Source organism: Paenibacillus sp. FSL F4-0125 (genome assembly GCF_038008565.1).
Lineage (GTDB): Bacteria > Bacillota > Bacilli > Paenibacillales > Paenibacillaceae > Paenibacillus_AQ.
In genome coordinates this window covers 5,737,437-5,751,723 of the sequence record NZ_JBBOZJ010000001.1, presented here as the reverse complement: position 1 = coordinate 5,751,723, position 14,287 = coordinate 5,737,437, and the positions used below count along the sequence as shown (strand labels likewise).

Below are 14,287 nucleotides of genomic sequence, written 5' to 3'. Positions count from 1 at the left end.
AATGTTTGGTGAACATTAATAGAGTACATATACTTCGCTAGTAGTGAACTTTTGTAAGATGTGTTTAGTGGTTAAGCTGCTGCTGCTCAAGCTGTTCTGCTGTAATATTGGCCTCTGCCGGATCCATAGTAAGGATGGTGTGGCAGAACATACAACGGTCTGTTTTGCCGAGCATCTTGGTTAGCTTGTGACATTCTGGGCACTCTAGCTGAACTGCGCTCGTTGACAGCATGCCAGCCCAGAAATAGATCGCAAGACTTGCCATCATGGAAATTAAACCGATTACAAGTCCGATTCCAGCGAATACTTTTCCGGTTGATCCCCAGAATACGATGCCTGCTGTACCCAAAACCATAAGTCCCATTCCGAGCATTGTGAGCAGTAATCCCCATGTGCGAAAAGCGTTGATCTTAGCCGTTTTAAACTTCATGAGTGTTTGCTCCTAACTAAATATAGTTGGGTTGTCCAGAAGGAACTGTCTTTCATATGTAGAATAATAATTATAACTGAATTATAACTGACTGGACGCAAATTCGCCAAATTTAATGGAGGGAAGCATGGAATTGTCATTGTCCAATGTAACTTTGTTGAGTGGAGAAACGTTTGAAGAGAATGTTTTGGGAGCTGTCGCTTTGCGGCAGGAAGGAAGTACTCCCTTTCAAAGCGCGCTACTTCACGATTTTGATATGGTTGTGTTAGTTTTGCACGAGGAACAGGATTTAGAACATATTGTTCGCCACACCATTGCCGGTGACAAACGGACACAGTCAGTCCATATTGGCCTTTCCGCTTTGGAGCGGGCTGTCATGGCGGGCGATAATAACGAGCTCCTTACTAGTTTGATGATTGGGGAAGTGATCTGGGATCCCAAAGGAATATTAGGGGATATGCGTCGGGAAATTTTGCAATTCGAAGGCCCTCTAAAGGAACGAGTCGAGTTCATGGAGTTTGCGCGATTCTTGCATTTGTATGTGAAATCTAAAAGGTATATAGAAGCCGGCTGCATTATGGATGCGTATAACTGTGTATTGATGGCTTTATATCATTGGGCAAGAATAGAAGTGAGTGAAGCTGGTTTATTTCCAGAGCCGGCTGTTTGGGAGCAAGTTAAAAGCTTGAATACTTCGGTCCATAAATTATATGAGGAACTAACTATAAGCACGGAGACCTTAGAGCAAAGAGTTGAGCTTGTTCTTCTAGCATGTGAATTTGGAATTATGTCCAAAATGACGGATTGTTGTGCGTTGCTCTTTAATATTTTGAATAGCCGCAAGGAAGCGTGGAGCATAAAAGAATTGCTTCAGCATTCTGGACTATGTCAATTAGAGGCTGAGTTGCCATTGGTATTACGAAAGCTTGTTTCTCGTTCGTTAATCCGTGAGATTACTTTATGGACTGCTGGATACGGGGGAGAGGGTCATGCGATCCGATATACCTTATAGAGAAGAACTAGATGCAGGGTTTCACGGTAATCTATAGATAAAAAGTAAGTAGGGATAGGGAGAGGCTAAGCACTCTCTTTTTTGTTTGCTCACTATTAGGATGGGCTCATATTTATTCTAATAAATTTATGGTTGACTCATTCCTTGTTCATGTGTTAAATTATAACTCGTCCCTCTGACACAGAGATGTGCTTTCGAAAACATTCGAAAGACAACCGAAAAAAAGAAATTAAAAAAAAGGTTGACTAAAACGAGGACGCTGTGATATATTATAAAGGTCGCTGCTGAACAACAACAACGACGAAATGAAGAACTTGATCTTTGAAAACTGAACAACGAGTGAGTAGGAAATCACGAAAGTGAAATCCAAAACTGATGAGTTTCACAGCGTATTTTACGCTTTTGGGATTTCATCGTGAGAATTAATTTTCTCGTCAGATGTTTCAAAATGAGCATATCGCTCTTTTCAATACTAATTGGAGAGTTTGATCCTGGCTCAGGACGAACGCTGGCGGCGTGCCTAATACATGCAAGTCGAGCGGAGTTATTTTGAAAGCTTGCTTTCAAAATAACTTAGCGGCGGACGGGTGAGTAACACGTAGGCAACCTGCCCCTTAGACTGGGATAACTACCGGAAACGGTAGCTAATACCGGATAATTTCTTTTTTCTCCTGAAGGAAGAATGAAAGACGGAGCAATCTGTCACTGAGGGATGGGCCTGCGGCGCATTAGCTAGTTGGTGGGGTAACGGCCCACCAAGGCGACGATGCGTAGCCGACCTGAGAGGGTGAACGGCCACACTGGGACTGAGACACGGCCCAGACTCCTACGGGAGGCAGCAGTAGGGAATCTTCCGCAATGGACGAAAGTCTGACGGAGCAACGCCGCGTGAGTGATGAAGGTTTTCGGATCGTAAAGCTCTGTTGCCAGGGAAGAACGTCCGGTAGAGTAACTGCTACCGGAGTGACGGTACCTGAGAAGAAAGCCCCGGCTAACTACGTGCCAGCAGCCGCGGTAATACGTAGGGGGCAAGCGTTGTCCGGAATTATTGGGCGTAAAGCGCGCGCAGGCGGTCATTTAAGTCTGGTGTTTAAACCTTGGGCTCAACCTAAGGTCGCACTGGAAACTGGGTGACTTGAGTACAGAAGAGGAAAGTGGAATTCCACGTGTAGCGGTGAAATGCGTAGATATGTGGAGGAACACCAGTGGCGAAGGCGACTTTCTGGGCTGTAACTGACGCTGAGGCGCGAAAGCGTGGGGAGCAAACAGGATTAGATACCCTGGTAGTCCACGCCGTAAACGATGAGTGCTAGGTGTTAGGGGTTTCGATACCCTTGGTGCCGAAGTTAACACAGTAAGCACTCCGCCTGGGGAGTACGGTCGCAAGACTGAAACTCAAAGGAATTGACGGGGACCCGCACAAGCAGTGGAGTATGTGGTTTAATTCGAAGCAACGCGAAGAACCTTACCAGGTCTTGACATCCCTCTGAATCTGCTAGAGATAGCAGCGGCCTTCGGGACAGAGGAGACAGGTGGTGCATGGTTGTCGTCAGCTCGTGTCGTGAGATGTTGGGTTAAGTCCCGCAACGAGCGCAACCCTTAACTTTAGTTGCCAGCAAGTAATGTTGGGCACTCTAGAGTGACTGCCGGTGACAAACCGGAGGAAGGTGGGGATGACGTCAAATCATCATGCCCCTTATGACCTGGGCTACACACGTACTACAATGGCCGGTACAACGGGAAGCGAAGCCGCGAGGTGGAGCCAATCCCATCAAAGCCGGTCTCAGTTCGGATTGCAGGCTGCAACTCGCCTGCATGAAGTCGGAATTGCTAGTAATCGCGGATCAGCATGCCGCGGTGAATACGTTCCCGGGTCTTGTACACACCGCCCGTCACACCACGAGAGTTTACAACACCCGAAGTCGGTGGGGTAACCCGCAAGGGAGCCAGCCGCCGAAGGTGGGGTAGATGATTGGGGTGAAGTCGTAACAAGGTAGCCGTATCGGAAGGTGCGGCTGGATCACCTCCTTTCTATGGAGAATCGTCTTCGGAAGTGAAGACATTCAAATCGGAAGTTTAACTTCCACAATCTCAGGTTTAGGCCTGTTACTCACTCGTTGCTCAGTTTTGAGAGTTTAAGCTCTCAAGTAAGACTTGATCCTTGAAAACTGGATACCGAAACGAATTTGCGTTTTAGAACATCTTTTAGCAACTTGTGCAAACAAGTAAATGTTATTAGTGAGATGATTCCAAGAGAGATATCGTATGATATTTTCCTGCGGAAAAATCAAGGTTAAGCTAATAAGAGCACACGGAGGATGCCTAGGCGCCAGGAGCCGACGAAGGACGTGGCGAACAACGAAACTGCCTCGGGGAGCTGTAAGCAAGCTTTGATCCGGGGGTGTCCGAATGGGGAAACCCAGCTGTGGTAATTCGCAGTTACTCATACCTGAATACATAGGGTATGTAGAGGCAGACCAGGGGAACTGAAACATCTAAGTACCCTGAGGAAGAGAAAACAATAGTGATTCCGTCAGTAGCGGCGAGCGAACGCGGAACAGCCTAAACCTAAGAGCTTGCTCTTAGGGGTTGTGGGACGTCTCACATGGAGTTACAAAGGAATATGGTAGGCGAAGAGGTCTGGAAAGGCCCGCGATAGAGGTAAAAGCCCTGTAACCTAAACTGTGTTCTCTCCGAGACGGATCCCGAGTAGTGCGGGGCACGTGAAACCCCGTATGAATCCAGCAGGACCATCTGCTAAGGCTAAATACTACCTGGCGACCGATAGTGAAACAGTACCGTGAGGGAAAGGTGAAAAGCACCCCGGAAGGGGAGTGAAATAGAACCTGAAACCGTGTGCTTACAAAAAGTCAGAGCCCTATTTATGGGTGATGGCGTGCCTTTTGTAGAATGAACCGGCGAGTTACGTTTAACATGCAAGGTTAAGTCGAGAAGACGGAGCCGCAGCGAAAGCGAGTCTGAATAGGGCGATTGAGTATGTGGACGTAGACCCGAAACCGTGTGATCTACCCCTGTCCAGGGTGAAGGTGCGGTAACACGCACTGGAGGCCCGAACCCACGCACGTTGAAAAGTGCGGGGATGAGGTGGGGGTAGCGGAGAAATTCCAATCGAACTCGGAGATAGCTGGTTCTCCCCGAAATAGCTTTAGGGCTAGCCTCGGTATAAGAGTAGTGGAGGTAGAGCACTGATTGGGTGCGGGGTCCGCAAGGATTACCAAGCTCAGTCAAACTCCGAATGCCATATACTTATTGCCGGGAGTCAGACAGTGAGTGCTAAGATCCATTGTCAAAAGGGAAACAGCCCAGACCATCAGCTAAGGTCCCCAAGTGTGTGTTAAGTGGGAAAGGATGTGGAGTTGCACAGACAACCAGGATGTTGGCTTAGAAGCAGCCACCATTGAAAGAGTGCGTAATAGCTCACTGGTCGAGTGACTCTGCGCCGAAAATGTAACGGGGCTAAACACACCACCGAAGCTATGGCTAGATACGTATGTATCTGGGGTAGGGGAGCGTTGTATGTGGGTTGAAGGTGTACCGTAAGGAGCGCTGGACAGCATACAAGTGAGAATGCCGGTATGAGTAACGAAAAGATCAGTGAGAATCTGATCCGCCGAAAGCCCAAGGTTTCCTGAGGAAGGCTCGTCCGCTCAGGGTAAGTCGGGACCTAAGGCGAGGCCGAAAGGCGTAGTCGAAGGACAACAGTTTGAAATTACTGTACCACCGTAATCCGCTATGAGCGATGGGGTGACGCAGGAGGGTAGTGACGCGGACTGATGGATATGTCCGTCTAAGCAGTGAGGCTGATGTGTAGGCAAATCCGCACATCGTTAAGGCTGGGCTGTGATGGGGAGCGAAAATTATAGTAGCGAAGGTCATGATCTCACACTGCCAAGAAAAGCCTCTAGCCAGGAGAAGGTGCCCGTACCGCAAACCGACACAGGTAGGCGAGAAGAGAATTCTAAGGCGCGCGGAAGAACTCTCGTTAAGGAACTCGGCAAAATGACCCCGTAACTTCGGGAGAAGGGGTGCCCCGGTAGTGTGAATAGCACGAGGGGGCCGCAGTGAAAAGGCCCAAGCGACTGTTTAGCAAAAACACAGGTCTGTGCGAAGCCGCAAGGCGAAGTATACGGGCTGACGCCTGCCCGGTGCTGGAAGGTTAAGGGGAGTGGTTAGGGGTAACCCGAAGCTATGAACCGAAGCCCCAGTAAACGGCGGCCGTAACTATAACGGTCCTAAGGTAGCGAAATTCCTTGTCAGGTAAATTCTGACCCGCACGAATGGCGTAACGACTTGGGCGCTGTCTCAACGAGAGATCCGGTGAAATTTTAATACCTGTGAAGATGCAGGTTACCCGCGACAAGACGGAAAGACCCCATGGAGCTTTACTGCAGCTTGATATTGAATTTGGGTACGATCTGTACAGGATAGGTGGGAGCCGTAGAAATCGGAGCGCAAGCTTCGGTGGAGGCGCCGTTGGGATACCACCCTGATCGTATCTAGGTTCTAACCTAGTGCCCTAATCGGGTACGGGGACCGTGTCAGGCGGGCAGTTTGACTGGGGCGGTCGCCTCCTAAAGAGTAACGGAGGCGTTCCAAGGTTCCCTCAGAATGGTTGGAAATCATTCGAAGAGTGCAAAGGCATAAGGGAGCTTGACTGCGAGACCTACAAGTCGAGCAGGGACGAAAGTCGGACTTAGTGATCCGGTGGTACCGCATGGAAGGGCCATCGCTCAACGGATAAAAGCTACCCTGGGGATAACAGGCTTATCTCCCCCAAGAGTCCACATCGACGGGGAGGTTTGGCACCTCGATGTCGGCTCATCGCATCCTGGGGCTGAAGTAGGTCCCAAGGGTTGGGCTGTTCGCCCATTAAAGCGGTACGCGAGCTGGGTTCAGAACGTCGTGAGACAGTTCGGTCCCTATCTGTCGTGGGCGCAGGAAATTTGAGAGGAGCTGTCCTTAGTACGAGAGGACCGGGATGGACGTACCGCTGGTGCACCAGTTGTTCCGCCAGGAGCATGGCTGGGTAGCTACGTACGGACGGGATAAGCGCTGAAAGCATCTAAGCGTGAAGCCCCCCTCAAGATGAGATTTCCCAATTAGTAAGACCCCTTGAAGACGACGAGGTAGATAGGTTGGAGGTGGAAGTGCAGTAATGCATGGAGCTGACCAATACTAATCGGTCGAGGGCTTATCCTATACTTAGAACGCAAATTCAATTCGGATTCAGTTTTCAGGCGATTAAGCCTGGTATGAATATTCCCTGATAGCTCAGTTGGTAGAGCACTCGACTGTTAATCGAGTTGTCACAGGTTCGAGTCCTGTTCGGGGAGCCATATGGAGAGGTGTCCGAGTTTGGCCGAAGGAGCACGATTGGAAATCGTGTAGGCGCCACAAGCGTCTCGAGGGTTCGAATCCCTCTCTCTCCGCCACAAATTTTACTTAGTATGGCCCGTTGGTCAAGGGGTTAAGACACCTCCCTTTCACGGAGGTAACATGGGTTCGAATCCCATACGGGTCACCAAATTTTCACTTGATTTTACATAGTGGACTTTGGTACAATAACAATTGTTGTTTACGGAGGCTTAGCTCAGCTGGGAGAGCGTCTGCCTTACAAGCAGAGGGTCGGGGGTTCGATCCCCTCAGCCTCCACCATATTTATTTAAGAACGACGCGGGGTGGAGCAGCCCGGTAGCTCGTCGGGCTCATAACCCGAAGGCCGCAGGTTCAAATCCTGCCCCCGCAACCAATTTTCATCAAGTAATTATATCTTTTGGAACCGTGGTGTAGTTGGCCTAACATGCCTGCCTGTCACGCAGGAGATCGCGAGTTCGAATCTCGTCGGTTCCGCCATTTTCTTGGCTCGATAGCTCAGTCGGTAGAGCAGAGGACTGAAAATCCTCGTGTCGGCGGTTCGAATCCGTCTCGAGCCACCATATAGTATACAACTTAATATGCCGGTGTAGCTCAATTGGTAGAGCAACTGACTTGTAATCAGTAGGTTGGGGGTTCAAGTCCTCTCGCCGGCACCATCTTTGGGGGATTAGCGAAGTGGCCAAACGCATCAGACTGTAAATCTGCTCACGTACGTGTTCGGTGGTTCGAATCCATCATCCCCCACCATTTTTTTAGGGGCATAGTTTAAAGGTAGAACAACGGTCTCCAAAACCGTTGGTGTGGGTTCAATTCCTGCTGCCCCTGCCAATCTTTATCCAGAGTCTTTCTCTAAAGTTTAATATGGCGGTCGTGGCGAAGGGGTTAACGCACCGGTTTGTGGATCCGGCATTCGTGGGTTCAAGTCCCATCGGTCGCCCCATTTACTTTAAGAAGAACAGCAACAAATTGAGTTTAATATGGCGACTGTGGCGAAGGGGTTAACGCACCGGATTGTGGTTCCGGCATTCGTGGGTTCGAGACCCATCAGTCGCCCCATTTTACTTTAAAATGTTATTGGGGATTAGCCAAGCGGTAAGGCAACGGACTTTGACTCCGTCATGCATAGGTTCAAATCCTATATCCCCAGCCATTTTATGCGGACGTGGCTCAGCGGTAGAGCATCGCCTTGCCAAGGCGAGGGTCGCGGGTTCGATTCCCGTCGTCCGCTCCAATGTTTTCATATGGCGCCATAGCCAAGTGGTAAGGCAAAGCTCTGCAAAAGCTTTATCCCCAGTTCAAATCTGGGTGGCGCCTCCATTAATTTCATATGTGCCGGCGTGGCGGAATGGCAGACGCGCTCGACTCAAAATCGAGAGGGAAACCGTGGAGGTTCGAGTCCTCTCGCCGGTATATCAAAAAGGTTTGTAAAGTCGCTTGTATAAGCAACTTTACAAACCTTTTTTCTTTGTCTATGAACTTTTATTCTTAAGCCGTTGTATTAGAGACACTTCTAATTCAACGGCTTTTTTATGTGAAGCGGAGTGAATTGAATTGTAATTTTATTGACTGCTTAGTCGGAATGTCCGCGGCGTGAGACCAACTTCACGTTTAAACATATTGCAGAATTGAGCATCATTGACAAACCCAGCAGCAGCGGATACTTCTGAGATATGCATTTGGGTATGTTGCAAGAGAGACTTTGCATAATCCAGACGTTTCAATAGTAGATAGCGAAGAGGTGAAGAACCGAATCGCTCTTTAAATAAATGGCGGAAACGATCATAGCTGTATCCAGACATCTCAGAGAGTGTTGCGACCGATAGCTTATGGCGGTAATGCTCATTCATATAGTTTAGAACATATTGGACTCTGTCTTCCGTTGGCGATTGAAACCCAGAGGCGCTAAGAAGCCGTATCAGATGAACAGTGATTTCGCTCATTTGAAGGTTCAATAGTTCAGAGAATCCATCTTGTTTGCGCGTAAACTCTGCTTTCATTCTAAGTAAGATCTGTAGAACAGTATGGTCTTTATCATCTTCATATACGCCTTGCAAATTCTCCATATTTGGGTGATTTGAATGGAAGCCTACAAATAGTATAGTAGCATCTTCGCGATGATTCTCGTCATGTTTATGATTGGGTGGTATTAGTGCGAATGAAGAAGAACGAAAATGATAACTTCGCGAACCCACATTCGTAGTTCCTAAACCGTTTAAATAATAGACTAGTTCATAGCATTCATGCTGGTGTGGTGGAATATAGGTATTGACCTCATGCGCTGCATTTACAATATATAGAACACGATCCATGATGATCCTCCAATAATTATGTTTTAGCCGAATCGTACAAAAATATGACCGAAATCATATAATTATTTTCATTAATATTTGTTATGATCGTATCAACAAATCCGAAAATTAGCAACCTGACTGGCCATCTCGTTCGGAAATTAGTCGGATAATTCGTAAAAATTATAATTTTCTCTCTATTTTTGAGTGTATTCGTTAAAATCATTAAAATTTTGACAATGTTACATGAAAAATGAGAGTTTCCATCTAAATCGTGAAATATACAACAGACTAAGATGGAGAACCTCTCAAATTACTAACCAACTATATATAGGGGTGGAATAGAAAAATGAAAAAGAAAGTTCTTTCTTTGTTGCTGCTAGTAGTAATGGTAATGGTCACAGCCTGTGGAAATAATACGTCGAGTAATGGATCTTCTGCGAATGCAGGTTCTAATGCGGCTGAAGGTGGAGAAACAAGTTCAGGAGATAAACTCAAAGTTGTACTTCTGATTCCAGGAACGCTTGGAGATAAATCTTTCTTTGACTCTGCGAATAGCGGTTTGCAAAAGGTTAAGGATGAACTGGGTGCAGAAACAAAGGTTGTAGAAATGGGTGTCGATAAAACGAAATGGGAGCCTACGTTTAACGATATCGCCGCTGAGGATTGGGATGTTATTATTTCTGGCGGATCGGAAATTACAGAGATGTTTAATGCAACGGCTGAATTATATCCAGACAAAAAATTCATTAACTATGATACCGATATAGATGAAGCACCAGAGAACATGTACAACATGTCTTATGCGACTAATGAAGTCTCTTTTCTGGCAGGTGCTGTAGCGGCGCTAGCTACACAATCAGATATGCCTAATGCTAATCCTGAGAATGTGATCGGATTTGTAGGCGGTATGGATATTCCAGGGATTAACGCTTTCTTGGTTGGCTACATTGAGGGCGCTCAATATGTTGATCCTGATGTGAAGGTAGCTGTATCGTATGCTGGTGATTTTGTTAACCCGGCTAAAGGTAAGGAGCTTTCACTGATTCAATATAACTCCGGTGTGGATGTTATTTTTAACGTAGCTGGGGGTACAGGTCTTGGGATCTTTGATGCAGCTAAAGAGAAGAAGAAATACGCTATTGGCGTAGACTCTGATCAGGCGATGTTACTTAATGAAACAGATAGCGAAAAAGCAAACTTGATCGTTACTTCTTCTATTAAAAAGATTGATAGTGCTATTCTAGGTGCCGTGAAGAAATTACAAGAGGGCACGCTTGAAATGGGTAAACGTGATGTATTGAGCTTCGTAGATGATGGTGTAGGCATTGCAGAGAATGAGATATATAAAAATGTCTTCCCAGCCGATCTTCAGGCTAAAGTTGAAGAAGTGAAGCAAAAGCTGATCAATAAAGAAATTACAGTAGATAACGCGATGGGAATGGAAACCTCAGAAGTAGAAGCCATTCGTAACGCAGTTAAGCCTTAAGTATAGCTATAAAGTGATAAACCTACAGTTGGAGATTCTTCTATTAGAAGAATTCCAGCTGTATATTTTTGCAGACCTCCAAGTGGAAAGGCGTTGAGACCGATGAACAAAGCTCTGTTGGAAATGCGGGGAATTACGAAGGTGTATCCCAATGGCGTCGTTGCAAATAAAGACGTGCATTTTTCTTTACGTGAGGGAGAAATTCACGCGATTGCGGGCGAGAACGGCGCGGGTAAATCAACTTTAATGAAGATCATGTTCGGCATGGAAGAGCCTAGTGAAGGTGAGATCTATATCAAGGGCGAAAAAGTGAAGCTGCAATCGGCTCAGGATGCCATTGATAGAGGGATCGGTATGGTTCATCAGCATTTTATGCTGGTTCCTTCTTTTACGGTAGCAGAGAACATGGTGCTGGGCATGGAGCCCCGTAAGGGAGTCGGCATCAATTATGCTGAAGCCGTGCGCATGACCGAAGAGACTGCGAAAAAATACAATCTGGCAGTGGATCCAAAAGCAAAAGTGGAGGATCTTACGGTTGGAATGAAGCAAAAGGTTGAGATCCTGAAGGCGCTGCTGCGTGGTGCGAAAATCCTAGTTCTGGATGAGCCGACCGCGGTGTTAACCCCACAGGAAACAGAAGAATTGTTCCGTGAGCTTAAGCAGTTAAGAGAGCAGGGACATACGATTGTGTTTATTTCACACAAGTTGAAAGAAGTGAAAGCGATCTGCGACAGAATTACGATTATGCGTAGTGGACGTAGTGAAGGTGTCTTCCAAACGAAGGATGTCACGGAGCAAGAAATTTCCCGACTCATGGTGGGTAGAGACGTCGTGTTGAAATATGACAAGGAGATTCTGTCTATTGGTGAGGCGGTGCTCACTGTGCAAGGTCTAGGTGTAAATGATGCACACGGCAAAGCGTTGCTATCAGATATTAATTTTGCGGTACGCGGAGGACAGATCGTCGGGATTGCTGGTGTAGAAGGAAACGGGCAGACACAGCTCATTGAGGCTCTTACAGGGAGCTTAAGAGGGGTTTCAAGCCAGGGTTCTGTGCTAGTGAAGGGAAAGGATATTCGAGAATCGGATATTTTGGATATTCGTAAGTTGGGTGTTTCTTATATCCCAGAGGATCGGATGCATCAAGGGATAGCTAGTGATGCGAGCATAGCGGATAATCTGCTGTCCACTCAGTATCGTACAAAGGAAATGAATAAAGGTCCTTTTTTGAATGGATCACGAATTGCTAAGCTAGCCGTATCACTTGTAGAGGAATTTAAAGTCCGCTGTTCTGGACCTTCTCAGCCAATAGGTATGTTATCAGGTGGTAACATGCAGAAAGTTGTCGTAGCTAGAGAGTGTTCTACTGAACCGCAACTGCTTATTGCAGAGCAGCCGACACGGGGTGTGGATATAGGTGCAGCGCAGTTCATACATCAGAAGCTTTTGGAGCTACGCTCAGACGATTGTGCGATTTTGCTTGTGTCAGCAGATTTAAATGAGATCTTAGAGATCAGCGATAGTCTACTAGTGATGTATGAAGGAAAGATTGTTGCCTTTTTCGAGGAGCCTTCTAAGGTTAGTGAAGAAGAATTAGGGCTTTATATGCTAGGGATTCATCGACAGGACGAGGAGCACATCAGGAGGGCCGTAAATCATGTTTAAAGTAAAATATTTTGAATACATTCGAACATCGGCAGTAATCGTAATTGCACTCGCTATTGCTTTTCTGATCATCTCATTGGTCAGCAATCAGCCGGTGAAGACGATTGGGATATTCCTATTTGAGCCGCTATCCAGTAAAGGTCATATCGGTAATGTGATTGAGATGGCCATTCCGCTCATGTTCACTGGGCTAGCAGTTTCTTTGTTGTTCCGGGCAAATATGTTCAATTTGGGAGCTGAAGGGATTTTCTATTTCTCCGGTGTTGTAACCTCCGTGTTGGCTATTCATTTAACGCTGGACGGGTGGCTTCATCCGATCGTAGCTATTGCTGCGGGTTCTATTGTAGGGGCGCTGCTCTCTGCAATCCCTGGGATCCTCAAAGCCAAATGGAATGCCAATGAGCTGGTTACATCCTTAATGTTCAATAATATTTTGTTTGGAGTAGGTTTATATCTACTGAACTATCATTTACGTGATGCAAAAGCGTTCGCCAATGTATCCTACAAATTCGAGAAAACGGCACTGCTGAGTAAGATGGTACCTGGCACTCGTATTCATACCGGACTGATCATCGTTATCGTGCTTATTATTGCAGCGCATCTATTTCTATACAAGACTAAATGGGGATACGAGCTGCGTATGACAGGCATCAACCGGAACTTTGCACGTTATTCAGGCATGAAGACCGCGAAGGTTATTATACTGGTTCACTTGATTGCTGGTTTTATTGCGGGAATGGGTGGTTCCGTAGAAGTGCTAGGGATGTATAACCGATTCCAATGGACTTCGTTACCAGGCTATGGCCTAGACGGTGCTCTTGTAGCGATGTTAGCCAAGAATAATCCGCTATCCGTAATCGGTGCTGCATTGTTCCTTGCGTATATCCGGATCGGAGCCGATATGATGGCACGTCTGTCTGATGTACCTTCTGAGATGATTTCTATCATACAGGCGATTATCATTCTTCTGATTTCGGCTGAGCAATTCCTGAAGTTCTGGAAAAATCGGATGCTCTTGAAGGAGGCGAAGGAAGCATGAACAGTTTGTTTGATGTGATTTTTACGACTGACTTTGCTTTCTCTGTCCTTCGAGTGACAACACCGATTCTATTCGCTGCGCTTGGAGCGTTAATCTCTAATAGAGCGGGTATCATCAACATCGGTATGGAAGGCATCATGCTTGTCGCGGCATTAGCTGGTGTCATTGTAAGCAGCTACACGCATAGCGCGTGGGTAGGTTTACTTGGGGCTGTGATGTCCGGAACATTGATCGCTGGAATATTAGCTTTTTTCACACTGAAATTCAAAACACATATCATTCTCGGCGGAGTAGCTATTAATATGTTCGCTTCGGGAGGAACCGTGTTTATTCTTTATCTGCTTAGTGGAGACAAGGGTTCTTCTACTTCTCTGGCAAGTAAAGTGCTACCTAGTATAGAGATTCCTTTGCTGAAGGATATTCCGGTGCTTGGGCCTATTCTATCAGGTCATCACATTTTGACGTATGTATCTATTATTGCTGTGTTTGTTGTCTACTATCTCTTAAACCGGACACCGCTTGGTCTGCGCATTCGTTCAGTGGGTGAAAATCCACATGCTGCTCAATCTGTAGGCGTAAGTGTTGTGAAAATACAGTATATGGCTTTGCTGCTTAGTGGATTTTTTGCTGGTTTGGGTGGGGCTTACATGTCGATGGGTTACCTGTCACTGTTCACTCGCGATATGATCGCTGGTCGGGGCTGGATTGCGATTGCCGCAGAGTCTATGGGTAGAAGTACGACAGTAGGCACGGCGCTAACCTCTCTATTATTTGGTACGGCAGACGCCTTGTCGAATGCGCTACAGGTCCTGAAGATTCCTGCAGAACTTATCGCGACGCTTCCTTATGTAGCAACGGTAATTGGACTAGTGATCTATGCTGTATCTGAGACACGGAAGAAGAACAAAAAGCTAAAGAGCCCGCTAGTGAAATAGCGATAGGAGTAACGAGGATTTATACAACTAAG

At 46.7% G+C, this 14,287-nt stretch carries 7 protein-coding genes, 16 tRNA genes and 2 rRNA genes; 23 read left to right on the top strand and 2 right to left on the bottom strand.

The features are described from left to right. Positions 1-64 precede the first annotated feature (64 nt). Positions 65-430: a DUF2614 family zinc ribbon-containing protein gene (locus tag NST74_RS25540; RefSeq protein ID WP_341115104.1), complete on the bottom strand. Its 366-nt coding sequence runs from the start codon at positions 428-430 to the stop codon at positions 65-67. 127 nt (positions 431-557) lie between these two features. Here NST74_RS25540 and NST74_RS25535 point away from each other — a divergent pair, with 127 nt between their 5' ends. From NST74_RS25535 to NST74_RS25445, 19 genes are all read left to right on the top strand, one after another. Beyond that, a complete protein-coding gene (locus NST74_RS25535; RefSeq protein WP_052414741.1) occupies positions 558-1,442 on the top strand; it encodes a nucleotidyltransferase-like protein in 885 nt (294 codons plus the stop codon). Between the two features lie 473 nt (positions 1,443-1,915). Continuing rightward, positions 1,916-3,473, top strand: a 16S ribosomal RNA gene (locus NST74_RS25530). A gap of 260 nt (positions 3,474-3,733) precedes the next feature. Further along, positions 3,734-6,662, top strand: a 23S ribosomal RNA gene (locus NST74_RS25525). Together the 16S and 23S rRNA genes with 16 tRNA genes alongside form the textbook arrangement of a ribosomal RNA operon. Positions 6,663-6,723: 61 nt before the next feature. Next, a tRNA-Asn gene (locus tag NST74_RS25520) sits at positions 6,724-6,799 on the top strand. 3 nt (positions 6,800-6,802) lie between these two features. Beyond that, positions 6,803-6,895 (top strand) — tRNA-Ser (locus tag NST74_RS25515). A gap of 17 nt (positions 6,896-6,912) precedes the next feature. After that, a tRNA-Glu gene (locus NST74_RS25510) sits at positions 6,913-6,987 on the top strand. A 55-nt stretch (positions 6,988-7,042) separates the two neighbouring features. Then, positions 7,043-7,118: transfer RNA gene (locus tag NST74_RS25505), tRNA-Val, on the top strand. A gap of 17 nt (positions 7,119-7,135) precedes the next feature. Then, positions 7,136-7,212, top strand: a tRNA-Met gene (locus NST74_RS25500). A gap of 26 nt (positions 7,213-7,238) precedes the next feature. Then, a tRNA-Asp gene (locus NST74_RS25495) sits at positions 7,239-7,316 on the top strand. Positions 7,317-7,323: 7 nt separating this feature from the next. Continuing rightward, positions 7,324-7,399 (top strand) — tRNA-Phe (locus NST74_RS25490). 20 nt (positions 7,400-7,419) lie between these two features. Further along, a tRNA-Thr gene (locus NST74_RS25485) sits at positions 7,420-7,495 on the top strand. 5 nt (positions 7,496-7,500) lie between these two features. Next, positions 7,501-7,586, top strand: a tRNA-Tyr gene (locus NST74_RS25480). 7 nt (positions 7,587-7,593) lie between these two features. Beyond that, positions 7,594-7,667, top strand: a tRNA-Trp gene (locus NST74_RS25475). 36 nt (positions 7,668-7,703) lie between these two features. Beyond that, positions 7,704-7,779, top strand: a tRNA-His gene (locus NST74_RS25470). Between the two features lie 40 nt (positions 7,780-7,819). Then, positions 7,820-7,895 (top strand) — tRNA-His (locus NST74_RS25465). A gap of 19 nt (positions 7,896-7,914) precedes the next feature. After that, positions 7,915-7,989 (top strand) — tRNA-Gln (locus tag NST74_RS25460). A gap of 6 nt (positions 7,990-7,995) precedes the next feature. Further along, positions 7,996-8,070, top strand: a tRNA-Gly gene (locus tag NST74_RS25455). A gap of 12 nt (positions 8,071-8,082) precedes the next feature. Next, positions 8,083-8,156, top strand: a tRNA-Cys gene (locus NST74_RS25450). A 14-nt stretch (positions 8,157-8,170) separates the two neighbouring features. Beyond that, a tRNA-Leu gene (locus tag NST74_RS25445) sits at positions 8,171-8,249 on the top strand. Positions 8,250-8,398: 149 nt separating this feature from the next. Here NST74_RS25445 and NST74_RS25440 read toward each other — a convergent pair. Further along, positions 8,399-9,148 (bottom strand): AraC family transcriptional regulator, encoded by a 750-nt coding sequence (locus NST74_RS25440; RefSeq protein ID WP_339288111.1) that lies wholly within the window; start codon positions 9,146-9,148, stop codon positions 8,399-8,401. Positions 9,149-9,476: 328 nt separating this feature from the next. Between NST74_RS25440 and NST74_RS25435 the strand changes: the two genes are divergently transcribed. From NST74_RS25435 to NST74_RS25420, 4 genes are all read left to right on the top strand, one after another. Continuing rightward, positions 9,477-10,616 carry a BMP family ABC transporter substrate-binding protein gene (locus NST74_RS25435; protein ID WP_341115102.1) on the top strand — a complete coding sequence of 380 codons (1,140 nt, stop codon included), beginning with the start codon at positions 9,477-9,479 and terminating at the stop codon, positions 10,614-10,616. Positions 10,617-10,718: 102 nt separating this feature from the next. Beyond that, positions 10,719-12,281 carry an ABC transporter ATP-binding protein gene (locus NST74_RS25430; protein WP_076120926.1) on the top strand — a complete coding sequence of 521 codons (1,563 nt, stop codon included), beginning with the start codon at positions 10,719-10,721 and terminating at the stop codon, positions 12,279-12,281. Continuing rightward, positions 12,274-13,320, top strand: a complete 1,047-nt coding sequence (locus NST74_RS25425; RefSeq protein WP_042131006.1) for an ABC transporter permease — start codon at positions 12,274-12,276, stop codon at positions 13,318-13,320. The genes NST74_RS25430 and NST74_RS25425 overlap by 8 nt, the downstream gene beginning before the upstream one ends. Then, a complete protein-coding gene (locus tag NST74_RS25420; protein WP_341115100.1) occupies positions 13,317-14,255 on the top strand; it encodes an ABC transporter permease in 939 nt (312 codons plus the stop codon). Before NST74_RS25425 ends, NST74_RS25420 begins: the two co-directional genes overlap by 4 nt. Positions 14,256-14,287: the final 32 nt, after the last annotated feature.

Bases quoted from the DNA above. Each gene is read 5' to 3' on its own strand.
- NST74_RS25540 (WP_341115104.1), bottom strand. From the start codon at position 430: ATGAAGTTTAAAACGGCTAAGATCAACGCTTTTCGCACATGGGGATTA.
- NST74_RS25535 (WP_052414741.1), top strand. From the start codon at position 558: ATGGAATTGTCATTGTCCAATGTAACTTTGTTGAGTGGAGAAACGTTT.
- NST74_RS25440 (WP_339288111.1), bottom strand. From the start codon at position 9,148: ATGGATCGTGTTCTATATATTGTAAATGCAGCGCATGAGGTCAATACC.
- NST74_RS25435 (WP_341115102.1), top strand. From the start codon at position 9,477: ATGAAAAAGAAAGTTCTTTCTTTGTTGCTGCTAGTAGTAATGGTAATG.
- NST74_RS25430 (WP_076120926.1), top strand. From the start codon at position 10,719: ATGAACAAAGCTCTGTTGGAAATGCGGGGAATTACGAAGGTGTATCCC.
- NST74_RS25425 (WP_042131006.1), top strand. From the start codon at position 12,274: ATGTTTAAAGTAAAATATTTTGAATACATTCGAACATCGGCAGTAATC.
- NST74_RS25420 (WP_341115100.1), top strand. From the start codon at position 13,317: ATGAACAGTTTGTTTGATGTGATTTTTACGACTGACTTTGCTTTCTCT.